Here is a 24,463-nt window from a genome sequence, read left to right as displayed (position 1 = left end):
TGCCCCAGGCCCCGCCAGGGGCTCCGCCCCTGGACCCCGGGGTTTCCCACCCACCCGTGACAGCCGACTGAGAAGTGCCCCCACCTGGGGCTCCGCCCCTGCGCGTCGGGGTCGGACGTGGGGGCGGGCTACTCCATCACCGTCCCGTTCAGTACCACGCGCCGCGGTGCCGCCAGGACCCGCACGTCCGTCCGCGGATCCGTCTCGTACACCACCAGGTCCGCCGGTGCGCCCTCCTCCAGGCCGGGGCGGGCGAGCCACTTGCGGGCGGACCAGGTGGTCGCCGACAGGGCCTCGGTCGGGGGGATGCCGGCGGTGACCAGTTCCGCCACCTCGCCGGCGACCAGGCCGTGGGCGAGTGAGCCGCCGGCGTCCGTGCCGACGTATACCGGGATCCCGGCGTCGTAGGCGGCACGCACTGTGTCGTAGCGCCTCTCGTGAAGGCGGCGCATGTGGGCGGACCAGCGCGGGAACTTGGACTCGCCGCCGTCGGCGAGCCGGGGGAAGGTGGCGATGTTGACCAGGGTGGGGACGATCGCGACGCCCCGGGAGGCGAACAGGGGGATCAGGTCCTCGGTCAGGCCGGTCGCGTGCTCGATGCAGTCGATGCCGGCCTCGACCAGGTCGCGCAGCGAGTCCTCGGCGAAGCAGTGGGCGGTCACGCGGGCGCCGAGGCGGTGGGCCTCGGTGATGGCCGCCTCGGCCGCCTCGCGCGGCCAGCACGCGGACAGGTCGCCGAGGTCGCGGTCGATCCAGTCGCCGACCAGCTTGACCCAGCCGTCGCCGCGCCGGGCCTCCTGGGTGACGTACGCGACGAGGTCGTCCGGCTCGATCTCGTGGGCGTAGCCACGGATGTACCGGCGGGTGCGGGCGATGTGGCGGCCGGCCCGGATGATCTTCGGAAGGTCGTCGCGGTCGTCGATCCAGCGGGTGTCGGAGGGCGAGCCGGCGTCGCGGATCAGCAGCGTGCCGGCCTCACGGTCGGTCAGCGCCTGCTGCTCGGCCACGTCCTTGTCCACCGGGCCGTGCGCGCCGAGACCGACGTGGCAGTGTGCGTCGACGAGGCCGGGCAGCGCCCAACCCTCGACGGTCGTCACCTCGAGGGCACCGGCGGGGCGGTCGTAGGAGATCCGGCCGTCCACGACCCACAGTTCGTCGCGGACCTCGTCCGGGCCCACGAGGATCCGGCCCTTCACGTGCAGCACCGCTTGATCGCTCATGTACCGCACCTTAATGAGCTACTGGCTTCCCTTGCCCACCTGGTCCGCGGTCTCCTCCTCCACCTCGGCCCTCGCCGGGTCCAGGAGGCGGGAGAGGAAGTGGCGGGTGCGTTCGTGGGCGGGGGCGCCGATGACCTGGTCCGGCGTGCCGTCCTCGACGATGACGCCGTCGTCCATGAAGACGACCCGGTCGGCCACCTCGCGGGCGAAGGTCATCTCGTGGGTGACGACGATCATGGTCATGCCCTCGTGCGCGAGCATCCGCATCACGGCCAGGACGTCGCCCACCAGCTCCGGGTCGAGCGCCGAGGTCGGCTCGTCGAAGAGCATCACCTCGGGGCCCATCGCCAGCGCGCGGGCGATGGCCACCCGCTGCTGCTGGCCGCCGGAGAGGGCGGAGGGGTAGGCGTCGGCCTTTTCCGACAGGCCCACACGCTGCAGGTTCTCGGCGGCCACCCGTGCGGCCGTCGTCTTGTCCCGGCCGAGCACCCGGCGCTGCGGGAGGGTGAGGTTCTCGGTCACCGTCAGGTGCGGGAAGAGGTTGAACTGCTGGAAGACCATGCCGATGCGACGGCGGGCGGCGTCGATGTCGACGTCGGGGTCGGTCAGTTCGACGCCGCCGACGTGGACCCGGCCCTTGGTGGGTTCCTCGAGGAGGTTGACGCAGCGCAGCAGGGTCGACTTGCCGGAGCCGGAGGGGCCGATGACGCAGACGACCTCGCCCTGGCGGATCTCCAGGTCGATGCCGCGCAGCACGTGGTTGTCGCCGAAGGACTTGTGCAAATCCTGGATCCGGACCTCGGGGGTGCTCACTTGACGGCCTCCTGGGCCTTGGCCTCCATACGGCGGACGACGAAGCCGAGCGGGATCGTGACCAGCAGGTAGCACAGGCCGGCGACGAGGATCGGCGTGGAGTTGGCGGTGGTGCTGGCCAGGTCGCGGCCGAACTTGGAGAGTTCGCGTTCCTCCAGGGTGACGCCGAGGAACAGCACCAGTGAGGAGTCCTTGAAGAGCTGGACGAACTCGTTGGTGAGCGGCGGGAGGATGATCCGGAAGGCCTGCGGGACGATGATCGAGGCCATGGCCCGGGCGGGCGAGAAGCCCAGCGAACGGGCCGCCTCCATCTGGCCCTTGGGCACCGCCTGGATGCCGGCGCGGATCGTCTCGGCCATGTACGCGGCCGCCACCAGGCCGAGCGCGAGGGCCACCTTGCCGTAGGTGCCGCCGATGATCTCGGTGCCGGGGAAGGCCAGTGGCACGGCCACGCCGATGAAGATGAAGATCAGCAGGGCGGGCAGGCCGCGGAAGATCTCGATGTAGATGCCGGCGAGCCAGCGGTAGGGCCCCACGGACGACAGCCGCATCAGGGCGATGACCATGCCGAGCACCAGGCCGACGACGAAGCCGGACACGGTGTACAGCACGGTGTTCTTCAGCGCCAGCGTGATGACGTCCGGGAACATCTGCCGGGCGATGTGGGCCTGCGCGAACTGGTTCTGGAGCTGTCCCCAGTCGGCCGTCACCGCGAAGGCGATCACGGCGGCGACGAACACGGCGTACTGGACGCCCCGCGACAGCCTGCGCTTCTGGCGGCGGGACAGGCCCTTCTTCCTGGGCCGCACCTCGGCGTCGGCGATGTCGATCATGAGGCGGAGGGGGAGGCCGCGGCGGCGTCGTACGGGCCGATCCACTTCTCGTACAGCTTCTTGTACGTGCCGTCGGCCTTGGCGTCGGCGAGCGCCTTGTTGATGGCGGCGCGGAGCTTGGTGTTGCCCTTCTTCACCGTGAAGCCGTACTGCTCGCCGGTGTTGATGTTGTCGACCGTCTTGAAGCGGGCGGCGTTGGCCTTGTCCTTGAGCCAGCCCTGGACCACGGGGTAGTCGATGACGACGGCCTGGACCTGGCCGGTGCGCAGGCCGTTGAGGACCGCGTCGGAGGACTCGAAGGAGACCGGGTCGTAGCCCTGCTTCTTCACGTAGTCCTCGCCGGTGGTCTGCGCCTGGGCGCCGAGCTTCTTGCCCTTGGCCTTGACGTCGGCGAGCGAGTCGATGCCGCTCTTCTTGTCGACGAGGACGGCCTGGGTGGCGTTGAAGTACGGGTCGGAGAAGTCGACGTTCTTCTTGCGCTCGGCGGTGATGGTCATGCCGGCCGCGGCCAGGTCGCACTGGCCGGAGTTGAGGAAGGCGCCCGTCTTGAAGTTCTCGAAGGGCGTGTCGACGATGGCCTGCTTCACTCCGAGGTCCTTGGCCACCAGGTCGACGAGCGAGACGTCGAAGCCCTGGACCTTGCCGTCGATCTCCGACTGGAAGGGCGGGTACGGCAGGTGGGTGCAGGTGGTGAGCTGTCCCGCCTTGACGAGCCTGACCCCGCCGGCGGCGGTCTTCGAGCCGCTGCCGCCGTTGCCGGTGGAGGTGCAGCCGGAGGCGGCGGCAGCCACGAGCACCAGACCGGCCGTCGCGGTGGTGGCGGCCAGGACGCGGGTCCGGCGCCCGGAGGGGGTGTGCACGGGGGGCCTCCCTGTGAGGAAACTTTGGGTTCCGATAATAAGGAAAACTTTGGGTTTCTCAAACCAATCCGATGGCTACAAGGTCGTCCAACCTAAGAAGTCACCGGTCGCGGGTGACCGACTTCGGTTGGTTACGCTCGACTTCACCTGTTCCCCGTGAGCGAAGAGAGCATCACCGTGACCCACGCCTTCCTCGATCTCCCCCCGCTGAGCGCCGCGCGGTTCGCCTCGATCGAGGACCGGGTGGCACGGCTGCTCGACACCCGGCAGGACGTCGTGATCACGCAGGGTGAGGCGCTGCTGCCGCTGGAGGGGGCGATCCGGGCGGCGGCCGGACCGGGCACGACCGCGTTGAACGTCATCACCGGCCCGTACGGGCAGACGTTCGGGAACTGGCTGCGGGACTGCGGCGCCACGGTGCACGACCTGGCGGTGCCCTTCCACACGGCGGTCACGGCGGCGCAGATCCGGGAGGCCTTCGCCCAGCACCCGGAGATCGACTTCGTGTCGCTCGTGCACGCGGAGGCGGCCACCGGCAACACCAACCCGGTCGCGGAGATCGGCGAGGCGGTACGGGAGCAGGGCGCCCTCTTCTATCTGGACGCGGTCGCCTCGGTGGGCGCCGAGCCCGTGCTGCCGGACGCGTGGGGTGTGGACCTGTGCGTGATCGGGGCGCAGAAGGCGATGGGCGGTCCGGCGGGTGTGTCGGCGGTGTCGGTGAGCGAGCGGGCCTGGGCACGGATGGCGGCGAACCCGCGGGCGCCCCGGCGCTCGTACCTGTCGCTGCTCGACTGGAAGGAGCGCTGGATCGACGGCGGCCGCAAGGCGCTGCTGCACGCTCCCGCCCAGCTCGAGATGCTCGCCCTGGAAGCCTGCCTGGAGCGGATCGAGACGGCGGGACTGGAGACGGTGATGGCCCGGCACCGAAGCGCGGCGCTGGCCACACGGGCCGGGGCGGCGGCGCTGGGCGGCGGCCTGGAGCCGTATGTGTACGAGGAGCGGGACGCGGCGCCGGTGGCGACCACGCTGCGGGTGCCGTCGGGAGTGGTGGCCTCGGAGGTGGTCGCCCGTGCCCTGGCGACCGACCCCGCGCTGCCGCTGGCCGCGGGCGGTGGGGCACTGGCCAAGGAGATGATCCGGGTCAACCACTACGGTCCCGACGCGACGGCGGACGCGGTGCGGGCTTCCTTGGCGGCACTGGGCGCCGCGCTGGCCGAACTGGGGCTGAACGTGGACCCGAACGGGGCCCGGCGGACGGTGGAGGACGCCTGGCGGCGGTGAGGCCGGTCCCGGCCGGAAACGAGCGCCGGCGCCAGAGCCCCGTGCCATGATCCCCCGTATGACCCCGGACACGCCCCAGACCCTGCCCGACGGTCGGCCCGTTCCCCTCATGACCGGTGCCGAACGGCCCATGCTGGAGAGCTGGCTGGCCTTCCACCGGGCCACGCTGGAGCTGAAGTGCGCGGGGCTGGACGACGCGCAGGTGCGGCTGGCGTCGGCCGAGCCGTCGTCGCTCACACTGCTGGGGCTGGTGCAGCACCTCGCGGAGGTGGAGCGCAACTGGTTCCAGCGGGTCGTCGCCGGTCTCGACGCGCCGCCCGTCTTCGAGGAGGAGACCGGGTACACCCTCGATCCCGGCCGGGGGATGGACGAGGCGCTCGCCGCCTGGCGGCGCGAGATCGCCCGCGGGCAGGAGGTGTGCGCCGGGCGGTCGCTGGACGACACCGGGAGGATCACCGACGGGCCGTTGACAGGCGTCGAGGTCAGTCTGCGCTGGGTGCTCATGCACATGGTCGAGGAGTACGCCCGGCACAACGGTCACGCGGACATTCTGCGTGAGCGTATTGACGGTGCAACCGGAGCGTGAATTCACGGTGATTTGCTAATTCTTATTTCTGGGTAGCTTTCCCATGTGCTTCTGCCCGCTTTTCCTGGGCGTAAACGCAGTGGTTTGTGAAGCGGGTTACACGGCTGTGACGCATTGCACAGGCTTCCCGGTTTGCCCGTTTCATCCCGGACAAACCGGCACAAATATCCGCCTCGTCGCGCACATGCCCGCGCCCGCGCGATAACACAGGACCCCCACTGAAGTAACCCCGTTCGGCCATGCATTTTTGAATTTCCACCGGTAAATTCAATTCGCATGACTGCCGCACAAGCAGACCTGCTCATCGACCGCCCGGCGGTTGCGGACGGAGCCGCGCTCTGGCGCATCGCCAAGGACTCCGAAACCCTCGACCTGAACTCCTCCTACAGCTATCTGCTGTGGTGTCGCGACTTCGCCGGCACGTCCGCGGTGGCCCGCGGGGCCGACGGGAGCCCGATCGGATTCCTCACCGGGTACGTTCGGCCGGAGCAGCCGCACACCCTGCTCGTCTGGCAGGTGGCGGTCGACGCGGCCCACCGCGGCCGGGGGATCGCCGCCGCGCTCATCGAGTCACTGGCCGCGCGCCTCGGGGCCGAGCGCGGGATCAGCTGGGTCGAGACCACGATCACCCCGGGCAACACCGCGTCCGAGCGGCTGTTCACCTCGTTCGCCGAGCGCCACGGCGCCACGGTCTCCCGCGAGGTGCTCTTCGACACCGGCCTGTTCCCCGACGGGCCGCACGAGAGCGAGGTCCTGTACCGGATCGGCCCGCTCACCTTCTGACCCCCTCGCCTGCCGAACCCCCCACAGACTCCCCCGCACTCCCCCACGCACTTCCCCCCCACGCACCGAGGAGCGATTCGTCGTGACCATCACCCAGCCCGACCTCAGCGTCTTCCAGACCGTGGAGTCCGAGGTGCGCAGCTACTGCCGCGGCTGGCCCACCGTCTTCGACCGCGCGCAGGGCAGCCGCATGTTCGACGAGGACGGCCATCAGTACCTCGACTTCTTCGCCGGCGCCGGCTCTCTCAACTACGGTCACAACAACCCCGTGCTGAAACGGGCGTTGATCGACTACCTGGAACGTGACGGCGTCACGCACGGCCTCGACATGTCCACCAGCGCCAAGCGCGCCTTCCTGGAGTCCTTCCAGAACCTGGTGCTGCGCCCCCGCGACCTGCAGTACAAGGTCATGTTCCCGGGCCCGACCGGCACCAACGCCGTGGAGTCCGCGCTGAAGCTGGCCCGCAAGGTCAAGGGGCGCGAGGCGATCGTGTCCTTCACCAACGCCTTCCACGGCATGTCCCTCGGCTCCCTCGCCGTCACCGGCAACGCCTTCAAGCGGGCCGGCGCGGGCATCCCGCTGGTGCACGGCACCCCGATGCCCTTCGACAACTACTTCGACGGCACGGTCGAGGACTTCCTGTGGTTCGAGCGGCTGCTCGAGGACCAGGGGTCCGGCCTCAACAAGCCCGCCGCCGTGATCGTGGAGACGGTGCAGGGCGAGGGCGGCATCAACGTGGCCCGGCCCGAGTGGCTGCGCGCGCTCAAGGACCTGTGCGAGCGCCAGGACATGCTGCTGATCGTCGACGACATCCAGATGGGCTGCGGCCGTACCGGCGCCTTCTTCTCCTTCGAGGAGGCCGGGATCGTGCCGGACATCGTCACCGTGTCGAAGTCCATCAGCGGCTACGGACTGCCGATGTCGCTGTGCCTGTTCAAGCCCGAGCTGGACATCTGGGAGCCGGGCGAGCACAACGGCACCTTCCGCGGCAACAACCCGGCGTTCGTCACCGCGACCGCGGCCCTGGAGACGTACTGGACCGACGGCTCGGCGATGGAGAAGCAGACCCGGGCCCGCGGCGAGCAGGTCGAGCAGGCGCTGATCGCCATCACCGAGGAGAACCTCGCCGACGTCAAGGAGTACCGCGGCCGCGGTCTGGTCTGGGGCCTGGAGTTCCACGACAAGGGCCGCGCGGGCCGGGTCGCGAAGCGTGCCTTCGAACTGGGGCTGCTCATCGAGACCTCCGGTCCGGAGAGCGAGGTCGTCAAGCTGCTGCCGGCCCTCACCATCACGCCGGAGGAGCTCGACGAGGGCCTGCGCGTCCTCGCCCGCGCCGTCCGCGAGACCGCCTGACCGCCTGACCGCCACCCGGCAGGAAACCAGCAAGGAGGAAGTGGACCACCGTGATCGTCCGTTCGTTCAAGGACATCGAAGGCACCGACCGGCATGTGAAGGCCGCGTCCGGTACCTGGGAGAGCAAGCGCATCGTGCTGGCCAAGGAGCGTGTCGGCTTCTCCCTGCACGAAACGATTCTGTACGCCGGCACGGAGACGTCGATGTGGTACGCCAACCACATCGAGGCCGTTGTCTGCGTCGAGGGCGAGGCCGAGCTCTCCGACCACGAGACCGGGAAGACGTACACGATCACCCCCGGCACCATGTACCTCCTCGACGGCCATGAGCGGCACACGCTGCGCATCAAGGAGGACTTCCGCTGCCTCTGCGTGTTCAACCCGCCCGTGACCGGACGGGAGGACCACGACGAGAACGGCGTCTACCCGCTGCTCACCGAGCCCGAGGAGGTGTGACAACCAGTGACCACCACGACCACCACCACCGTGCCCACCGTCACCGATCTGTACCCGAGCCGTGGCGCCACCGAGGTCGCGACCCCGCGCCAGGACCCGGTCGTCTGGGGCTCCCCCGACACCCCCGGTCAAATCTCGACGGCCGACCTGCAGTCGTACGAGCGTGACGGCTTCCTCGCCGTCGACCAGCTGATCACCGACGAAGAGGTCGCCGTCTACCGGCAGGAGCTCGACCGGCTGGTCAACTCCCCGGAGATCCGTGCCGACGAGCGGTCGATCGTCGAGCCGCGGTCGCAGGAGATCCGGTCCGTCTTCGAGGTCCACCGGATCAGCGAGCTGTTCGCGAAGCTGGTGCGGGACGAGCGGGTCGTCGGGCGTGCCCGGCAGATCCTCGGCTCGGACGTGTACGTGCACCAGTCCCGGATCAACGTCAAGCCGGGCTTCGGCGCGAGCGGCTTCTACTGGCACTCGGACTTCGAGACCTGGCACGCCGAGGACGGCCTGCCGAACATGCGGACGGTGTCCGTCTCGATCGCGCTGACCGAGAACTACGACACCAACGGCGGGCTCATGATCATGCCGGGCTCGCACCGGACGTTCCTGGGCTGTGCCGGGGCCACGCCCAAGGACAACTACAAGAAGTCGCTGCAGATGCAGGACGCGGGCACGCCCTCCGACCAGGCGCTCACCAAGATGGCGAGCGAGTACGGCATCAAGCTGTTCACCGGCAAGGCCGGCTCGGCGACCTGGTTCGACTGCAACTGCATGCACGGTTCCGGCGACAACATCACGCCGTTCCCGCGCAGCAACGTCTTCATCGTCTTCAACAGCGTGGAGAACGAGGCGGTGGAGCCGTTCGCCGCTCCGGTACGGCGACCGGAGTTCATCGGGGCGCGGGACTTCACCCCGGTGAAGTAACCGCCCAACGACCGCCGGGCCGGGGCCTTCTCGTGTGGGACGCGGGGCCCCGGCCCGGTCGTGTCAGGCGGACAGGGCGGCCAGCAGGCGGTCGACGTCCGTGGGGGTGTTGTACAGGTGGAAGGCCGCGCGGAGATTGCCCGCGCGGTTGGAGACCTCGATCCCGGCGCGGCTCAGTTCCGGTTGCCGGTCCCCCAGCCCGGGCACCGACACGATGGCCGATCCCGGCGCGGACACGGGCTCGTGTCCGAGTGCCGCGAGCCCGGTCCGGAAGCGGTCGGCGAGCGCGAGGTCGTGCTCGTGGACGGCGGCCACACCGAGCTCTTCGATCAGCTCCAGGGAGCGGCGCAGTCCCGCGAAGGTGAACAGCGCGTGGGTCAGGTCGAACCGCCTTGCGGAATGGGCGAGTTCGGCGACCGGGCCGTAGCAGCTGTCCCACGGTTCCTCCCCCGCGACCCAGCCCGCGAGCATCGGTGTCAGCCCGCCGAAGTCCTCCGGGACCACGAAGAAGGCCGCGCCGTGCGGGCCGAGCAGCCACTTGAAGGAGACCGAGGCGGAGAAGTCGTAGGCGTCGGCGTCCATCGGCAGCCAGCCGGCCGACTGGGAGAAGTCGACGTAGGTACGCGCCCCGTGCGCCCGGGCGGCCTCACGCAGAGCGGCCAGGTCGGCGATCCGCCCGTCGGCCGACTGGACGGCGCTGACCGCGACGAGCGCGGTGTCCGGGCGGACCGACTCGGCGATCCGCTCCAACGGAACGTTGCGCACCTTGAGGTCGCCGCGGACGTGGAACGGGTTCAGCACCGAGGTGAAGTCGTCCTCGGCGGTCAGGACTTCGGCGCCCGCGGGCAGCGCGGCGGCGATCACCCCGGTGTGCGCGGCGACCGAGGCGCCCACCGCGACCCGGGTGGCCGGGACGCCGGCGAGCCGGGCGTACCCGGCCCGGCAGGCCTCCACGTCCTCGTACAGCGAGGTCAGCGGCCGGCCCTCGGCCCGCAGCAGCGCCGCCTCGTGCAGGGCGGCTACGGTACGGGCGGGCAGCAGGCTGTTGCTCGCGGTGTTGAGATAGGTGCTCTTCGGAGCGAACTCGGCGCGGACGAGGTTCTCGAACGACTTCTCCGTGATCTCCATGAGTCCACTCTGCGACCCGATGAAGTCCTAGTCCATTGCGGATTTGTGCATGGATCCGCTCAGGAACGCTTATACATACGGTCTGAGCTGCGGTTTCTCAGTGCTGCGGCACCGCGCACCCGTCCGGACCACAGGCGTCGGCGTCGGCCTGGTCGATCAGCTTCAGCGGGGAGTGCTCGCCCCATGCCTGGGTCAGCGCCTGGGTGAAGATCTCGGCGGGCTGGGCGCCGGAGACCCCGTACTTGCGGTCGAGGACGAAGAAGGGCACCCCGGTCGCGCCGAGCTGTGCCGCCTCGCGCTCGTCGGCGCGGACCTCGTCGGCGTACGCGTCCGGGTCGGCGAGCACCGCGCGGACGGCCTCGGCGTCCAGTCCGGCCTCGGTGGCCAGCTCGACCAGCCGCTCGTCGCCCTCGGTGAAGACCGACCGCTCCTCGGCGAAGTTCGCCCGGTACAGGATCTGGATCAGCGCGTCCTGCCGGCCCTGCTCCTTGGCGAAGTGCAGCAGGCGGTGCATGTCGAAGGTGTTGCCGTGGTCACGGCCGCGGGTGCGGTACTCCAGGCCCTCGGCGGCCGCCTGCGCGCCCAGGTTGTCCTCGCCCGCCTCGGCCTGCGCCTCGCTCATGCCGTACTTCCGGGTGAGCATGGCGACCACCGGCTGGACGTCGCCCTTGGCCCGGCCGGGGTCGAGTTCGAAGGAGCGGTGCACGACCTCGACCTGGTCGCGGTGCGGGAAGTCCGCGAGGGCCTTGTCGAAGCGGGCCTTGCCCACGTAGCACCAGGGGCAGGCGATGTCCGTCCAGATCTCGACGCGCATGTGCTCTCCAGGTCGTACCGGTGCGGAGGCTCTCTCCGCGCCGGTACATGAACGTTCAAGCAGCTTGGTTTCATTCCCCGGGCCGTACGGCGTACCGCAGGTACAGGTGGTGGTCGCCCTCGGCGGGCGGGTTCTCCGGGTCCGGAACCCAGCCCTGACGGGCGTAGAAGGCCTGGGCGCGGGTGTTGTCCACGTGCACGTCGAGGATCGCGCTGTGTCTGCCGTCGGCCTGCCACTGCTCGACGCAGGCGGCGTGCAGGGCCGTGCCGATGCCCGCGCGCCAGTGGTCGGGGTCGACGTGGAACTGGAACAGCTTGACCACTTCCGCCGGGCCCTCCTCCGGTGTGCGCGAGGAGGCGATGCCCACCAGCCGACCGTCCCGCACCGCGCACAGTACGTGGCCGTCGGGCCGCTCGATGGCCTGCCGCCATCGGGCCACCCAGTCGAAGCCGTCCTCCGGCAGGCCGTCCGGGTAGTAAGTCGACCTGGCCCGCACGTGCAGCTCGGCGATGGCCTCGGCCTCCGCGGGCAGGGCGGCCCTGATCACCAGGGAGTCGGTGTTCGGGTGCGATTCGATCATGCAGCGGAGGACGTGCCCGGGGGCGAGCACGGTTCCCGGCCCGGCTCAGCTCCCGTTCCGAAGGTCTTCCGGCCAGCCGTCCCTGAACTCGATGTGGTCGTACGTCACCACGCAGCCCTCGCCCATCGGCGACTGGGTCATGAAGCCGACCAGCGCCGCGCCGGTCTCCTTCTCCTCGCCCAGTGTGAAGAGCCGTACGAACGTCCAGCGCTCGCCGTCCCGGGACGCGTGGAAGGCGAAGGCCCGGCCGGTGCGGCTGATCCGGAGCCAGACGGAACTGCCGTCCACCGTGAAGGAGTTGGCGTCGTCGGAGTGTCCCCGGGTGACCACCGTGCACACGGTGGGCACGTCCGGGGAGTACTCCAGGCAGAGCTTGGCCCAGGCCCGCTCACCGACATGGACGTAGAGCACCCCCGCGTCGAAGGCGCCGGCGAACCCGACGGTGACCCGCGCGATCAGCTGGAAGTCCCCCTCGGGCGCCCCCAGCAGCCGGGGCGCGTCGGAGGCCGGCTCCAACGCCTCCCCGGTGGGCGGCACGAACCGGTCCTGCCGGGGTCCGGCCCACCCGGTGAGGACTCCGTCCTCGTAGGACCAGTTGCCTTCGGGGCCGTAGGTGCGCAGGGAAAAGGGCAGTTCGGGAAGTTCCATGTCCATCACCAATGTGTCACGGGCCGACTGAACCCACCTAGGGGCGCGGGGCTGTATCGATGTGCGGCTCCGCCGCGCGGGCGCGACCAGCCACAGACGGCCCGCGGTCCGCGAAATCCCGCACCCCCTATGGCGCTACCGCTCCAGCACCCCGTTGAACCGCCGGGGAAGCCCCAGGGGATTGTCGTCGCGAAGCTCAGCCGGCAGCAGCGCCTGAGGCGCCCCCTGGTAGACAACCGGCCGCAGCCACCGCTCGATGGCCGTACCGCCGACGGAGGTCGAGGTAGAAGTGGTCGCCGGGTACGGCCCACCGTGATGCTGCGCGGCCGCGACCGCCACCCCCGTCGGCCAACCATTGACCAGCACACGCCCCGCCAGCGGCGTCACCTCGGCCAGGAGCTGAGCGCCCCGGCCCTCGCCCGCCGCCTCCTGCGCCGAGAGGTGAACCGTCGCGGTGAGGTTGCCGGGCAGCCGGGACAGGACGGCCGTCGCCTCGCCCTCGTCGTCGTACCGGACCACCACGGTGACCGGCCCGAAGCACTCCTCGAGGAGCAGGTCGTACGCCCCCTCCTCGGCCAGCTTGCTCGCCGGCACCGTCAGGAAGCCCGCGCTGACGGTGTGCTCGCCGCCCGCGCCGGGGGTCACCGGGGACTCCACGCCGTCCAGCCCGGCCCGCTCGGCGACGCCGGCGAGGAAGTTGTCCCGCATCCGGTGGTCGAGGAGCACACCGGCGTCGGTGTCGCTGACGGCGTCGGTGAGGGACTTGACCAGGCCGTCGCCCGCCGCGCCGGACGGCACCAGCACCAGGCCGGGCTTGACGCAGAACTGGCCGACGCCCAGGGTCATCGACCCGGCGAGACCGGCGCCGATGGCCTCGGCCCGCTCGGCGGCGGCGGCCTCGGTGACGACCACCGGGTTGAGGGAGCCGAGCTCACCGTGGAAGGGGATCGGCACCGGCCGGGCGGCCGCCGCGTCGAAGAGGGCGCGTCCACCGCGTACGGAGCCGGTGAAGCCCGCGGCGGCGACCAGCGGGTGCTTGATCAGCTCGATGCCCGCCTCGAAGCCGTGGACCAGGCCGAGGACGCCTTCCGGGATGCCGTTGTCCACGGCGGCCCGGCGCAGCACCTTGGCGACCAGCTCGGACAGGCCGGGGTGGTCGGGGTGTGCCTTGACGACGACGGGGCAGCCGGCGGCCAGCGCGCTCGCGGTGTCGCCGCCGGCGACCGAGAAGGCGAAGGGGAAGTTGGACGCCGAGTAGACGGCGACGACGCCCAGGGGCACCTTGTAGCGGCGCAGGTCCGGGATCGGCGGGGTGGCGGTGTCGTCGGGGTGGTTGATGATGACGTCGAGGAAGGCGCCCTCGTCGACGATGTCCGCGAAGGCCCGCAGCTGGTAGCAGGTGCGGGCGAGTTCGCCGGTCAGCCGGACCGGGCCGAGGGCGGTCTCGGCGTCGGCGGTCTCCACCAGCCAGTCCTTGGCGGCCTCCAGACCGGCGGCGGCGGCACGCAGGAACGCCGAGCGGACCGTGCGGTCGGCGAGGGCTCCGCGTGCCGCCTGCGCGGCCTTGACGGCCGCGTCGACCTCTTCGGCTGTGGCCTCCACCGCAACCTGCTCGCGCTGCTTCCCCGTGCGCGGGTCGACACTCCAGACTGGTGCTGCTGCCACCGCAGGTCCCTCCAAGTATTGCTTTCCCAGGCCATCGACCAGGGGCGTTCGATATACTGAACACCGTCTCTGATGATGAATATGCTGTCGGAGACTATATATCGGGGTCTCCGTCCAACGAAGGGGTCAAGGGCGATGTCGGCAGTCGAGACAGGCGGCGGGGCACAGGTCAAGTCCGCTGTGCGCACGGTGGAATTGCTCGAGTACTTCGCCGGCCGGCCCGGTATGCACTCCCTCGCGGCGGTCCAGGAGGCCGTCGGGTATCCCAAGTCCAGTCTCTACATGCTGCTTCGCACGCTGGTGGAACTGGGCTGGGTGGAGACGGACGCGACGGGCACGCGGTACGGCATCGGGGTGCGGGCGCTGCTCGTCGGCACGTCGTACATCGACGGTGACGAGGTGGTCGCCTCGGCCCGGCCGACGCTGGACCGGCTCTCCGACGACACCACGGAGACCATCCACCTGGCCCGCCTGGACGGCACGAACGTCGTGTACCTGGCCACCCGGCAGTCGCAGCACTACCTGCGTCCCTTCACCCGGGTCGGCCGCCGGCTGCCGGCGCACTCGACCTCGCTGGGCAAGGCGCTGCTGGCCACCCACACCGACGAGCAGGTGCGCAAGCTGCTGCCCGAGACGCTGCCGGCGCTGACCGAGCACACGATCACCGACCGGGAGAAGCTCATCGAGGAGCTGCACCAGATCCGGGAGCAGGGCTTCGCCGTCGACCGCGAGGAGAACACCCTGGGCCTGCGCTGCTTCGGCGTGGCGATCCCCTACCGCACCCCCGCGCGCGACGCGATCAGCTGCTCGGTGCCGGTGGCCCGGCTGACCCCCGCCCACGAGCAGATGATCAAGGACGCGCTGTTCGACGCCCGGGACCGGCTGACGCTGGCGACCCGGAGGCTGTGACCATGGACATCGCGCTCCGGGAGATACACGACGGCGATCTGCCGGTGTTCTACCGGCAGATGAACGATCCGGAGGCGGTACGGATGGCCGCCTTCACCCCGGAGAACCCGGCCGACCACGCCTCCTTCGGCACCTACTGGAAGGAGATCCGCTCCTCGCCGGACGTCCTCGTGCGGACCGTCCTGGCCGACGGGGACGTGGTGGGGAGCGCCGCGGTGTACGGACAGCCGGGCTCCCGCGAGGTGACGTACTGGATCGACCGCGCGTACTGGGGGCACGGCGTGGCCACGGCGGCCCTGCGGGAGCTGCTCTCCCAGGTGCCGGAACGCCCGCTGTACGCGCGTGCGGCGGCGGACAACGCCGGTTCGCTCCGGGTGCTGGAGAAGTGCGGGTTCCGGGAGAGCGCACGGGCCCTGGGGTACGCGAACGCCCGTGGCGAGGAGATCGAGGAGGTCGTCCTGCTGCTCTCCTCCTGAGAGGCCACCGCTCCCTTCTGAGAGCCCGATGAGAATGCCGGCGGAAGGGAACGATCGTCCCCGCCCGCTCGTCCTCCTGGTCGGAATGAACAAGACGATCAGGCGGGCCTCCGTCTTCGCGCTGCTGCTCGTACTCACCCTGCTGATCAGGGCGACATGGCTGCAGTTCTACGACGGCAAGAGCCTCGCGGACAGCAAGGACAACCGGCGCAACGTCATCGAGACCTACGCGGAGCCGCTCGGGAACATCATCGTGGCCGGTGACCCGATCACCGGCTCGGCGCGCACGAAGGGCAGCGACCTCGCGTACAAGCGCACGTACAAGGACGGCAAGCTGTACGCGGCGGTGACGGGCTACGCCTCGCAGGCCTATGCGCCGACGCAGTTGGAGGGCATCTACCAGGACCTGCTCAACGGCACGGACAACCGGCTCAAGACCGTCATGGACACCGTCACCGGCAAGCGCGCCGACCCGGGCGACGTGATCACCACGATCGATCCCGACGTGCAGAAGGCGGCGTACGACGCGCTCGGCGACAAGAAGGGCGGCGCCATCGCGATCGACCCGAAGACCGGCAGGATCCTCGCGGCCGTGTCCACACCGTCGTACGACCCGTCGGAGCTGACCGACGCCAACACCGCGGGTATTGCCTGGAAGAAGCTCAACGCCGATCCGGACAAACCGTTGACCAACCGGGCGCTGCGCCAGCCGCTGCCGCCGGGTTCGACGTTCAAGCTGGTCGTGGCGGCGGCCGCGCTGGAGGACGGGCTGTACAAGAACGTGGACCAGGACACCGTCAGCCCGAACCCGTACACCCTGCCGGGCACCACCCGGCCGCTCGCCAACGAGAGCGCCTCCGCGCCCTGCAAGAACGCCCCGATACGCGTCGCCCTGCAGTACTCCTGCAACAACGTGTTCGGGAAGATGGCCGTCGACCTCGGTCAGGACAAGGTGAAGGCGATGGCCGAGAAGTTCGGCTTCAACGACGACCAGCTCGACGTGCCGGTGCGGGCGTACACGAGCGTGTATCCCTCGAACATGGACAAGGCGCAGACGGGTCTATCGGGCATCGGCCAGTTCGACGTCACGGCCACGCCGCTGCAGATGGCCATGGTGTCGGCCGCCATAGCCGACGGCGGCAAGCTGGTCTCGCCGCACATGGTCTCGCAGATCACCGACGGCGGCGGGGACGTGCTGAAGAACTACGACGACAGCGCGGAAAGCAAGGAGATCATCAGCTCCTCGACGGCCGAGCAGCTTCAGTCGGCCATGCGGACGGTCGTGGAGCAGGGCACCGGTACGAACGCGAAGATCCCCGGTGTGACCGTGGGCGGCAAGACCGGTACCGCCCAGCACGGCGAGAACAACAGCAAGACGCCCTTCGCCTGGTTCACCTCGTTCGCCAAGTCCGGCTCGGGCAAGGAGGTCGCCGTCGCGGTGATGGTGGAGCAGTCGAACGCGGCGCGGTCGGAGGTCAGCGGCAACGGACTGGCCGCACCGGTGGCGAAGGCGATGATGCAGGCGGCGCTGAAGAACTGAGCCCCGCGAAGGGGCGGCTCGGCGGAGGGGCGGATCCCCCGGGGGACCGCCCCTCGTCTCACTTGACGCCCAGGATCTGCTCCACCGGGTCGATCGCGAAGTACACCAGGAACAGTGCCGAGACTCCCCACAGCAGCCAGTTGACCTCCTTCGCCTTGCCCAGCACCGACTTGATGAGGACGTAGGCAAGGAAGCCCGCGCCGATGCCGTCGGTGATGGAGTACGTGAACGGCATCGCGGCGATGGTGAGGAAGGCCGGGATGGCGATCTCGTACCTGTCCCAGTCGATGTGCTTGACGTGCGTCATCATCAGGAAGCCGACCGCGATCAGGGCGGGCGCCGCGGCCTGGAGCGGGACGATGGTGAGCAGCGGGGTGAGGAAGAGCGCGAGCCCGAAGAGGCCGCCGGTGATCAGGTTGGCGAAGCCGGTGCGGGCGCCCTCGCCGACGCCGGCCGCGGACTCGATGTAGGCGGTGTTGGAGGAGGCGGAGCCGATTCCGCCGGCCACGGCGGCGGCGCCGTCGATGAAGAGGACGCGGCCGATGCCGGGCACCTGACCCTTCTCGTCGAGCAGTCCGGCCTCCGCGCTGATGCCGACGATGGTACCCATGGCGTCGAAGAAGTCGGACAGGATCAGGGTGAAGACCAGCATGACCGTGGTGAGCACCCCGGCCTTGGCGAAGCCGCCGAACAGGCTGAAGTGACCGACGAGTCCGAAGTCGGGGGCGGCCACGATCTTGTCGGGGACCTTCGGGGTGGTCAGGCCCCAGCTCTTGATGTCGGCTACGGCGTTGATGACGATGGCGAGCACCGTCATGGTGACGATGCTGATCAGGATCGCGCCCTTCACCTTGCGGGCGAGCAGCGCGATGGTGAGCAGTACGCCGAGACAGAACACCAGGACCGGCCAGCCGGTGAGCCGGCCGACGGCGCCGAGTTGTACGGGAACGGTGGTGTTCGCGGCGTCGGGGATCCGGCTGACGAACCCGGCGTCGACGAAGCCGATGAAGGCGATGAACAGGCCGATGCCGACGCCGATGGCCTGCTTGAGCTGCTGCGGGATGGCGTTCATGATCGCCTCGCGCAGTCCGGTGAGGACCAGCACGCAGATCAGGATGCCCTCGAGGACGACGAGGCCCATCGCGTCGGCCCAGCTCATCAGCGGGGCGAGCTGGAAGGCGACGACCGCGTTGAGACCGAGGCCGGCGGCGATGGCGAGCGGGAGGTTGCCGCCGACACCCATGATGATCGTCATCACACAGGCCACCAGGGCGGTGGCGGTGACCAGTTGGCCGGTGTCGAGCGTGTGGCCGAACTTGTCCTTGGCGCTGCCCAGGATGATCGGATTCAGGACAAGGATGTAGGCCATGGTGAAGAAGGTGGCGAAGCCGCCGCGTATCTCCCGGCCGAGGGTGGACCCTCGTTCGGAGATTCTGAAGTAGCGGTCGACACTGTTCGCCGCGGGTGGCGCGGCGCTCGGCCGGCCGGCCACCTTCTGCGTCTCGGACATGGGGCTGCTCCCTGTTGCCTGATGAGCGGTCTGCGGATGCTGGCTGGATTGTTCCCTCGTTGAACCTCTTCCAGGTTTTCTCCGTGTTACGGAATCGGGCGCCGACCGGTCACACGGCGTTCGACCCCCCGCACGAGCCGCGCAGTTGACCGCTGCTACGCTTCCCCGTCTCGTCCCGGTCACCCCCGGTCAGCCACATGTCATTTACATGACACGCACAGAGAGGTACCCGTGGGCACAGTCGTCGACGACGCCGCCTCCGAGGAGTTCCACGCCTTCTTCGAACGGCACTACGCGGAACTCTCCCGTCTCGCCCACCTTCTGACGGGTGAGTCGGACGCCGCGGACGACCTGGCCGCGGACGCGCTGCTGGCGCTGTGGCACCGCTGGGACCGGGTGCGCGCGGCCGATCACCCGGTGGCCTACGCCCGGGGTGTCGTCGCCAACCTCGCCCGTACCCGCATCCGCAGCGCGGTGCGTGAGCGCCGCCGGATCGCGCTGTTCTGGTCGCACCGCGAGGAGAAGACCGAGAACCCCGACGTGGCCGGCGTGGTGGACGTGCAGGGGGCGCTGCGCAGGCTGCCGTTCCGCAAGCGGGCGTGCGTCGTGCTGCGGCACGCGTTCGACCTGTCGGAGAAGGACACCGCGCTGGCCCTGGGGGTGTCGGTGGGTACGGTGAAGAGCCAGACGTCGAAGGGAATGGCCGAACTGCAGCGGTTGCTCGGCGGCGAGAGCGCTCCGCAGAAGGTGCACGCTGCCATGGCGCGCGGCGGCGAGACCGGAGGTAGGAACCGATGAGGCAGCAGGACGTGCACGACGAGCTGCGCGCCCGGCTGCACGCGGCGGCCGAGGCGCACGAACCCGACCGGGCACGGATGCTCGCCCGGATCGAGCGGGGCATGGCCGCCGGGGGCCGCACCGGCCACCGGGCGACACTCCCGCCGGTGTTCGGCTGGTTCCGGGTGGTCGGCGCCACGGCCGCGGTGGCCGGTGTCCTCGCGGTCGGCGGGTACGCGGTGGCGTCCGCCGTGAAGGACGACGCCCCCGCACAGCAGACGGTCGCGGTCTCGCCGACGCCCACTCCGTCACCGGACGCCACGTCGAGGCCGCCGGTCCACTCGTCGGCCCCGACGGCCGGTTCGAGCCGCGCCGCACCGCCCTCCCACCGGGCGAGTCCGTCCGCGACCCCGGCGCCGAAGGCCTCGGCCACGACTCGGGCGCCCACCGCCCGGGGCACGCAGGACGGCCCGTTGTGGTCGGACGGCTCGGTCGACCCGCACAGCAACGACTTCTGGGCCCAGAGCAACCTCACCCTCAAGACGTCGAAGCCGCTGACCGCGCTGACCGTGCGGTTGAAGGTGGCGCAGACGGGCGGTGTGTCCACCACGGGCGCCTGGCGCTCCCTGCCGGAGGCCGACTTCACGCAGACGGTGCGGGAGAAGAACGGCTTCCTCGTCTACACCTGGGTGTTGAAGGAGGGCCGGACGGTCCCCGCGGGCCAGTGGGTCTTCGCCGGTCAGTACGACCACGAGCGCGGCGGCCGGGACGCGAAGGACGACACCTACACCGCAACGGGCACCGCGGGCGGCGCGCAGTACGCCGTGCAGGGCGATTTCGCGGCGCACGGCTCGGGCGACGGCGACTCCTGAACCGAGCCGAGAAACAACCACGTGTTCGACAACCGTGTGTTCGTTTTCGGCGTCTGTACAAGTGGCGGCCTGAGCCCCCCTCGGCCGTACGGCCGGCCTGAGCCCCCCTCGGTCGGCATGAGAACGCCCCGCCGGTGACGACCTGCGGGGCGTTCCTCTGTCACCCGTCACACGGCGGATGCCGTCGGCGCCTCTTCCCTTCCCTGACTGGGCGGGCTGACCGTTCCGCCGTGAGCGGCCAGGGCCTGCTCCAGGCGCCGGATGTGGTAGTACTGCACCCGCGTGGTCCTCTGCAGGGCCATCACCGCGCCGAGGAACTGGTCCATCTCGGCGGCCCGCGTGAGGATGTCGTCGGGCACGTTCTCGTCCCGCAGGCAGGCTTCCGCGTCCTGGCTCAGCACGGCGTGTGCCCAGCCTCGGGTGATCGGCTTGAACAGGTCGGGATGGTTGGCCACGATCCGGGCCCGGATGGCGAGGTCGTTCTCGGCGGCTTCCACGTGCAGTCCGGTGTCCTTGTTGCGCGCCCCGAACAGCGGTTCATGGATGTGGTACGCGTCGAAGCCGTGCTCGGCACAGCCGATCCAGAAGTCCCAGTCCTCTCCGGCCCGCATCTTCTCGTCGTACCCGCCCACGGTCTGCCACGCCTCACGGCGGTACAGCGAGCAGTAGAACATGATCAGTCGCTGGAGCAGCAGTTCCCTGCTGTAGGCCGGAAGGGGCATCACCTGTGGCGGAAGATCGTCGTCGGTGAAGGTGAACACGTCGGTCGAGGCGATGGCGACCTGCGGATCGCTGTCGAGTGCCGCGACGGTCTTCTCCAGCATCGTGGGCGCGATCATGTCGTCGGCGTCCAGGGGCAGGATGTAGCGGCCGGCGGCGGCCTCGATCCCGGTGTTGCGCGCGGCGGAGACCCCGGCATTGGCCTGTCGGAGCAGTCTGATGCGCCGGTCGGGGTGGCGGGCGATCAGGCCCTCGGTCACCTCGACCGTGTTGTCGGTGCTGCCGTCGTCGACGACGACCAGTTCCCAGTCCTCGAATGTCTGGGCGAGAACGCTGGATACGGCGTCGGGCAGGTAGCGGGCGTAGTCGTGGCACGGGACGACCACCGAAACCACGGGATCGGATCTGTGGGGCATGCGCCGTCTTTCGCTTCGGAACGAGAACGGGACCGGGAACGGGAACGGGAAAGGGACAGGACGGGTGCCGGCGGCCCCCCTCAGGTCCTGCTGCACGGCCGTGTCGCAGTGGACCCGCCGGACACCCCCTAGCCCTCGAAGGGGAACCAGTGCCCGTGGTGCCCGTAGTCGCAGAACGTGAGGTTGGCGACGGGTGCGCAGCAGTGGTGGTGGTAACCGGTGATGGTCATGTTGCCGATGGGCGTGCAGCAGTGGATGTAGTCGGTGATGGTCATGTTGCCGATGGGCGTGCACGGGTGCTCGTACCCGGGGGTGACGGCGACGCCGCCCATCGCCTGCTCCTGGTGCCCGGAGGTCGCCGACGGCGCGAGCGAGTCCGAAGCGGTGGCTGCGGCATAGGCCGCCTCTGCGCCGTTCAGCAGTCCGGCGGTGGCCAGTGCGGCGGGGAGGGCCAGCGAGGATAGGACACGGGCTTTCACGGTGGGGCCTCTCTGTCGAGGGTGGGGTGCCCTGCGAGACCGGTGCGTTCCGCGACCGGTGCAGTGGCGCCACCGTAAGATTTGCTTACTTTCCGTGTCAAAGATATTACTCCGAGTGATTGAGTTGGGATGAGAGCCGGACTGAGTCGGTCGGTCGGTGTCAGGACGGGGACATGGCCCCGACGCCCGCCGGCTCCGGGACGTGGTGCGGGTGCAGCACTTCGAGGTCGGGCAGGGCCCAGCAGGCGGTGCCCATGTCCCGGGCCATCGCGGCCAGGCCCTCGGTCTCGATGAGGTGCTGGTACGGGAAGCACGGGAAGTTCAGGCCGTCGCGGTGGAGGTCGGCGCGCACCAGCAGCGCCGTGCCGCCCACGGAGTCGACGCGGACCAGCCCCTGTCCACGCAACTCGTCGAGGTAGGTCCGGCCGAACCCCTTGGGGGGCTGCAGGATGCCGTCGCGAAGCCATGGGGCCCAGTTGAGCGTGCCGGCCCTGCGGTGGAGGACGAACGTGTTGAGGTCGTACGTGGGGCCGCCCGCCGTGGTGGCACAGTGCGGGACGACGATGTCCTTGCGCGCTCCGAGGAGACGCTGGATCAGGTCGGCCGGGTAGTCGGTGACGTCGACGTCGAGCCACAGCACCCACTCCTCGTCGACAAGGGCCCGGGAGAGCAGGTGGTTGCGGGCCTTGGCCAGCACCGACCGGCGCCGGCGCTGAACGCCCGGCTCCCAACGGGCGCCCTCCAACTGCAGGCCGAAGTCGCGATGCACCACAGTGACCCGCCGGTACTCCGCCTGGAGACCGGGCAGGACCTGCCCGAGCAGCTCGCGTGTCGTGTCCCTGCTGTCGCCCTCCAGCAGGCCCAGGGAGATCGACTCGCGTGGGTAGTCCAGGGTGCGAAGGCTCTCCAGGTAGCGGGGCAGGAACGCGGCCGCGTCCTTGGCGGGGGTGAGCACCAGCACCCGTGGCCGCTCGCTCGCGGGGCCCGGGGCCGGCTCTGCGGTCGTCCTCGGTCCCTGGACGCAGGCCAGGGCGGCGGGGCCCGTCTCGGCATGGACGACGTCCTTCGGCTCGATCGGCATCCGGGCCGCCATGGCCCGCAGTCGCTCGGCGTAGGCCCCGGGTTCGGCCCAGATCTCGGTCGCCACGTCGAAGTGCTCCGCGAAATGGGACTCGTCGAACGTGTTGTTGCCGTGACACACATAGGTGTACAGCTCGGGCGCGTCGACGGACACCACCCGGCAGCCGCGGACCACCCCTTCCGCCACCGGCGTGTCCTCGCCCCGGCGCAGTGCCGGGTAGCGCGGCAGCCGGTCCTTGGCGCACACCATCGACCCCTCCCAGACGCGCGCGCAGGAGATCGCGAGCCTGCGCCTGGCGGGCCACCACAGCCGTTCACGGGCGAGGAAGCAGGCGTCGGCTCCCAGCGCGAGAATCGCCGCCATCTGCGTCTCGACCCGCTCCGGGTCGTACAGGTCGTCGTCGTCCCACTGGCACACGTAGGGCCCGGTCGCCCGGTCCACCGCCTCGTTGCGCAACTCGCCCAGCGTCCGCCCCTCCGGGGGGAGCCGGTGGTGCCGGATCCGGGGGTCGCCCTGCTCGCGGATGTGCCGTTCGAGGGCGTCGTCCGTGCCGTCCTCGACGACGACCAGTTCCAGGTTCGGGTAGGTCTGCGCGCGGAAGCACCTGATCGCGCGACGGGCCGTCGACGAGCGGTCCTTGGTCACCATCAGGCATGACACCGTCGGCGCGGGCGCGCCCGAGGCCCAGCGGCGGCGTTGCGCATCGAGGCTGAGCGTGCCGTCGGCGAGGGGGTGCAGCTCCTGGCTCGCCCAGAACGGGAACCGTTTGCCGACGGACGGCCGTGGGCCCGCGGGGGTCCGCTCGCCCACGGAGGTCCGTGCGCCCGCGGGAGCGTCCGCCACCCAGCTGCCGGACCAGTGGTGCACGGCGTAGGCGCGTTCGTAGTCGGCGTTCTGAGGGCCGAACAGTTCTGCGGCGTACGGGCTCACCTCGGGGTAGAGGACCTCCGGACCGAGGACCGTGACCGAGGCGGGATCCGGGGCGCTGTCGACCGCCCTGGTGAGGAAGAAGGGGCCGGTGGCGTCGAGCGCGCTGGGCGATCTGTGGGAGCCCACCAGCTGTTGGTGCACGTGCGCCCAGAAGGGGTGGGCCGGCCGTGACGCGATGAAGGCGTTGCCGACGATACGGCCGAATCCGCGCTGGCGGGCCAGCAGCAGCCGTGTGTGCGCCTCGGGTTCGCAGCCGAGGACGAGTTCCCGCCCGTCGAGGAGGTCGTCGACGGGCCTGAGGCACTCGAAGTCCATATCGACGTAGAGCCCGCCGAAATGGTCGAGCAGGAAATAGCGAATCGCGTCGGCCCGCATGATCGCTTCTGGATAGCCGTCATATACGGGCAGGAACCACGGATAGTGTTCCTGGAGGAATGCGCGATTGTCCGCGTCGGTCCACAGACGGTATGCCCAGCCAGGATGGCGCCGACGCCAGGAGTCGGCCCACGCCGCCCATTCCGGGGGCACATCGGTGTCTTTCCAGGTTTGGTGGATCAAGGCGGGAATGTTCTGCTCAATCCGCATTGGGACAGTATGCCGATCGGCCGGGGCAAAGGGTTTTCCCGTGGAACCGCCGTCAGAACAATCACCCGCGCGGCCCTCAGCGTGGTGAAGCCCGGCGTCGGCGGCATTGCCGACGCCGGTGACCGTGTCGCCTAGTACTGCAGCCGCAGTTACGGGGGTCGGTGGCCGCGGCGGCGGTAATGGCTGATCCGGGCTCGGTGTTGGTGGCGTCGCCGCCAGTGTGACCAGTG

General features: G+C 70.0%; 24 protein-coding genes. 11 read left to right on the top strand and 13 right to left on the bottom strand.

Annotation, left to right across the window (positions count from 1 at the left end):
- Nucleotides 1-128 precede the first annotated feature (128 nt).
- From ACFYZQ_RS36105 to ACFYZQ_RS36090, 4 genes are read right to left on the bottom strand one after another with little or no spacing between them, the layout of a single operon-like run.
- Entirely contained in the window at nt 129-1,220 is a 1,092-nt protein-coding gene (locus ACFYZQ_RS36105) for an amidohydrolase family protein (protein ID WP_389157390.1), read from the bottom strand.
- Nucleotides 1,221-1,238: 18 nt separating this feature from the next.
- Nucleotides 1,239-2,033 carry an amino acid ABC transporter ATP-binding protein gene (locus tag ACFYZQ_RS36100; protein WP_389157387.1) on the bottom strand — a complete coding sequence of 265 codons (795 nt, stop codon included), beginning with the start codon at nt 2,031-2,033 and terminating at the stop codon, nt 1,239-1,241.
- Nucleotides 2,030-2,866 (bottom strand): amino acid ABC transporter permease, encoded by an 837-nt coding sequence (locus ACFYZQ_RS36095; RefSeq protein ID WP_389157384.1) that lies wholly within the window; start codon nt 2,864-2,866, stop codon nt 2,030-2,032. Before ACFYZQ_RS36095 ends, ACFYZQ_RS36100 begins: the two co-directional genes overlap by 4 nt.
- Nucleotides 2,863-3,726, bottom strand: a complete 864-nt coding sequence (locus ACFYZQ_RS36090; protein WP_389157381.1) for a transporter substrate-binding domain-containing protein — start codon at nt 3,724-3,726, stop codon at nt 2,863-2,865. Before ACFYZQ_RS36090 ends, ACFYZQ_RS36095 begins: the two co-directional genes overlap by 4 nt.
- Before the next feature lie 177 nt (nt 3,727-3,903).
- Between ACFYZQ_RS36090 and ACFYZQ_RS36085 the strand changes: the two genes are divergently transcribed.
- The 6 genes from ACFYZQ_RS36085 to thpD all read left to right on the top strand — a co-directional run bounded on the left by ACFYZQ_RS36085 (nt 3,904) and on the right by thpD (nt 9,103).
- Complete coding sequence (locus ACFYZQ_RS36085; RefSeq protein WP_389157605.1) at nt 3,904-5,007, top strand: pyridoxal-phosphate-dependent aminotransferase family protein; 1,104 nt, start codon at nt 3,904-3,906, stop codon at nt 5,005-5,007.
- 58 nt (nt 5,008-5,065) lie between these two features.
- Nucleotides 5,066-5,593, top strand: coding sequence for a DinB family protein (locus tag ACFYZQ_RS36080; RefSeq protein ID WP_389157378.1), 528 nt, complete (start codon nt 5,066-5,068; stop codon nt 5,591-5,593).
- A gap of 276 nt (nt 5,594-5,869) precedes the next feature.
- The gene (gene ectA / locus ACFYZQ_RS36075) at nt 5,870-6,376 is read left to right on the top strand and encodes a diaminobutyrate acetyltransferase (protein ID WP_389157375.1); all 507 of its coding nucleotides are present in this window, start codon (nt 5,870-5,872) and stop codon (nt 6,374-6,376) included.
- Between the two features lie 82 nt (nt 6,377-6,458).
- Entirely contained in the window at nt 6,459-7,730 is a 1,272-nt protein-coding gene (gene ectB, locus ACFYZQ_RS36070; protein WP_389157372.1) for a diaminobutyrate--2-oxoglutarate transaminase, read from the top strand.
- Nucleotides 7,731-7,780: 50 nt separating this feature from the next.
- On the top strand, nt 7,781-8,185 hold the full coding sequence (locus ACFYZQ_RS36065; RefSeq protein WP_389157370.1) for an ectoine synthase: 405 nt from the start codon (nt 7,781-7,783) through the stop codon (nt 8,183-8,185).
- 6 nt (nt 8,186-8,191) lie between these two features.
- Entirely contained in the window at nt 8,192-9,103 is a 912-nt protein-coding gene (gene thpD / locus ACFYZQ_RS36060) for an ectoine hydroxylase (RefSeq protein ID WP_389157368.1), read from the top strand.
- A gap of 63 nt (nt 9,104-9,166) precedes the next feature.
- Here thpD and ACFYZQ_RS36055 read toward each other — a convergent pair whose 3' ends face one another.
- The 5 genes from ACFYZQ_RS36055 to ACFYZQ_RS36035 all read right to left on the bottom strand — a co-directional run bounded on the left by ACFYZQ_RS36055 (nt 9,167) and on the right by ACFYZQ_RS36035 (nt 13,938).
- Nucleotides 9,167-10,231 carry an aminotransferase class V-fold PLP-dependent enzyme gene (locus ACFYZQ_RS36055; RefSeq protein ID WP_389157365.1) on the bottom strand — a complete coding sequence of 355 codons (1,065 nt, stop codon included), beginning with the start codon at nt 10,229-10,231 and terminating at the stop codon, nt 9,167-9,169.
- Between the two features lie 97 nt (nt 10,232-10,328).
- The gene (locus tag ACFYZQ_RS36050; protein WP_389157362.1) at nt 10,329-11,045 is read right to left on the bottom strand and encodes a DsbA family oxidoreductase; all 717 of its coding nucleotides are present in this window, start codon (nt 11,043-11,045) and stop codon (nt 10,329-10,331) included.
- Nucleotides 11,046-11,115: 70 nt separating this feature from the next.
- Complete coding sequence (locus ACFYZQ_RS36045) at nt 11,116-11,625, bottom strand: GNAT family N-acetyltransferase (protein WP_389157359.1); 510 nt, start codon at nt 11,623-11,625, stop codon at nt 11,116-11,118.
- Nucleotides 11,626-11,670: 45 nt separating this feature from the next.
- On the bottom strand, nt 11,671-12,279 hold the full coding sequence (locus ACFYZQ_RS36040) for a DUF1349 domain-containing protein (RefSeq protein ID WP_389157356.1): 609 nt from the start codon (nt 12,277-12,279) through the stop codon (nt 11,671-11,673).
- Between the two features lie 129 nt (nt 12,280-12,408).
- Entirely contained in the window at nt 12,409-13,938 is a 1,530-nt protein-coding gene (locus ACFYZQ_RS36035) for an aldehyde dehydrogenase (NADP(+)) (RefSeq protein ID WP_389157354.1), read from the bottom strand.
- Between the two features lie 135 nt (nt 13,939-14,073).
- On the opposite strand from ACFYZQ_RS36035, the gene ACFYZQ_RS36030 reads away from it, so the two are divergent.
- From ACFYZQ_RS36030 to ACFYZQ_RS36020, 3 genes are all read left to right on the top strand, one after another.
- Entirely contained in the window at nt 14,074-14,847 is a 774-nt protein-coding gene (locus ACFYZQ_RS36030) for an IclR family transcriptional regulator (protein WP_389157351.1), read from the top strand.
- A gap of 2 nt (nt 14,848-14,849) precedes the next feature.
- Nucleotides 14,850-15,323 (top strand): GNAT family N-acetyltransferase, encoded by a 474-nt coding sequence (locus ACFYZQ_RS36025; protein ID WP_389157348.1) that lies wholly within the window; start codon nt 14,850-14,852, stop codon nt 15,321-15,323.
- An 85-nt stretch (nt 15,324-15,408) separates the two neighbouring features.
- Entirely contained in the window at nt 15,409-16,863 is a 1,455-nt protein-coding gene (locus tag ACFYZQ_RS36020) for a peptidoglycan D,D-transpeptidase FtsI family protein (RefSeq protein ID WP_389157345.1), read from the top strand.
- A gap of 58 nt (nt 16,864-16,921) precedes the next feature.
- Here ACFYZQ_RS36020 and ACFYZQ_RS36015 read toward each other — a convergent pair whose 3' ends face one another.
- Entirely contained in the window at nt 16,922-18,373 is a 1,452-nt protein-coding gene (locus tag ACFYZQ_RS36015) for an NCS2 family permease (protein ID WP_389157342.1), read from the bottom strand.
- Nucleotides 18,374-18,604: 231 nt separating this feature from the next.
- Here ACFYZQ_RS36015 and ACFYZQ_RS36010 point away from each other — a divergent pair, with 231 nt between their 5' ends.
- Complete coding sequence (locus ACFYZQ_RS36010; protein WP_389157339.1) at nt 18,605-19,171, top strand: SigE family RNA polymerase sigma factor; 567 nt, start codon at nt 18,605-18,607, stop codon at nt 19,169-19,171.
- Entirely contained in the window at nt 19,168-20,022 is an 855-nt protein-coding gene (locus ACFYZQ_RS36005) for a hypothetical protein (protein WP_389157336.1), read from the top strand. Before ACFYZQ_RS36010 ends, ACFYZQ_RS36005 begins: the two co-directional genes overlap by 4 nt.
- A 167-nt stretch (nt 20,023-20,189) precedes the next feature.
- Here ACFYZQ_RS36005 and ACFYZQ_RS36000 read toward each other — a convergent pair whose 3' ends face one another.
- The 3 genes from ACFYZQ_RS36000 to ACFYZQ_RS35990 all read right to left on the bottom strand — a co-directional run bounded on the left by ACFYZQ_RS36000 (nt 20,190) and on the right by ACFYZQ_RS35990 (nt 24,233).
- A complete protein-coding gene (locus ACFYZQ_RS36000; protein WP_389157334.1) occupies nt 20,190-21,158 on the bottom strand; it encodes a glycosyltransferase family 2 protein in 969 nt (322 codons plus the stop codon).
- A gap of 128 nt (nt 21,159-21,286) precedes the next feature.
- Nucleotides 21,287-21,637: a hypothetical protein gene (locus ACFYZQ_RS35995; protein WP_389157331.1), complete on the bottom strand. Its 351-nt coding sequence runs from the start codon at nt 21,635-21,637 to the stop codon at nt 21,287-21,289.
- Between the two features lie 160 nt (nt 21,638-21,797).
- On the bottom strand, nt 21,798-24,233 hold the full coding sequence (locus ACFYZQ_RS35990; RefSeq protein ID WP_389157329.1) for a glycosyltransferase: 2,436 nt from the start codon (nt 24,231-24,233) through the stop codon (nt 21,798-21,800).
- Between the last annotated feature and the right edge of the window lie 230 nt (nt 24,234-24,463).

This window comes from Streptomyces sp. NPDC001843, assembly GCF_042891955.1.
In the GTDB taxonomy this organism is placed as follows: Bacteria; Actinomycetota; Actinomycetes; order Streptomycetales; family Streptomycetaceae; genus Streptomyces.
Note: the sequence above shows the minus strand (reverse complement) of the source record. Positions and strands in the feature narration are given on the sequence as shown.

Excerpts from the sequence above, each read along its gene's own strand:
- ACFYZQ_RS36000 (WP_389157334.1), bottom strand. The coding sequence starts at position 21,158 with ATGCCCCACAGATCCGATCCCGTGGTTTCGGTGGTCGTCCCGTGCCAC.
- ectA (WP_389157375.1), top strand. The coding sequence starts at position 5,870 with ATGACTGCCGCACAAGCAGACCTGCTCATCGACCGCCCGGCGGTTGCG.
- ACFYZQ_RS36050 (WP_389157362.1), bottom strand. The coding sequence starts at position 11,045 with ATGCGCGTCGAGATCTGGACGGACATCGCCTGCCCCTGGTGCTACGTG.
- ACFYZQ_RS36105 (WP_389157390.1), bottom strand. The coding sequence starts at position 1,220 with ATGAGCGATCAAGCGGTGCTGCACGTGAAGGGCCGGATCCTCGTGGGC.
- ACFYZQ_RS36080 (WP_389157378.1), top strand. The coding sequence starts at position 5,066 with ATGACCCCGGACACGCCCCAGACCCTGCCCGACGGTCGGCCCGTTCCC.
- ACFYZQ_RS36015 (WP_389157342.1), bottom strand. The coding sequence starts at position 18,373 with ATGTCCGAGACGCAGAAGGTGGCCGGCCGGCCGAGCGCCGCGCCACCC.
- ACFYZQ_RS36005 (WP_389157336.1), top strand. The coding sequence starts at position 19,168 with ATGAGGCAGCAGGACGTGCACGACGAGCTGCGCGCCCGGCTGCACGCG.
- ACFYZQ_RS36025 (WP_389157348.1), top strand. The coding sequence starts at position 14,850 with ATGGACATCGCGCTCCGGGAGATACACGACGGCGATCTGCCGGTGTTC.
- ACFYZQ_RS36030 (WP_389157351.1), top strand. The coding sequence starts at position 14,074 with ATGTCGGCAGTCGAGACAGGCGGCGGGGCACAGGTCAAGTCCGCTGTG.
- ACFYZQ_RS36040 (WP_389157356.1), bottom strand. The coding sequence starts at position 12,279 with ATGGACATGGAACTTCCCGAACTGCCCTTTTCCCTGCGCACCTACGGC.
- ACFYZQ_RS36055 (WP_389157365.1), bottom strand. The coding sequence starts at position 10,231 with ATGGAGATCACGGAGAAGTCGTTCGAGAACCTCGTCCGCGCCGAGTTC.
- ACFYZQ_RS35990 (WP_389157329.1), bottom strand. The coding sequence starts at position 24,233 with ATGCGGATTGAGCAGAACATTCCCGCCTTGATCCACCAAACCTGGAAA.
- ACFYZQ_RS36020 (WP_389157345.1), top strand. The coding sequence starts at position 15,409 with ATGAACAAGACGATCAGGCGGGCCTCCGTCTTCGCGCTGCTGCTCGTA.
- ACFYZQ_RS36045 (WP_389157359.1), bottom strand. The coding sequence starts at position 11,625 with ATGATCGAATCGCACCCGAACACCGACTCCCTGGTGATCAGGGCCGCC.
- ACFYZQ_RS36095 (WP_389157384.1), bottom strand. The coding sequence starts at position 2,866 with ATGATCGACATCGCCGACGCCGAGGTGCGGCCCAGGAAGAAGGGCCTG.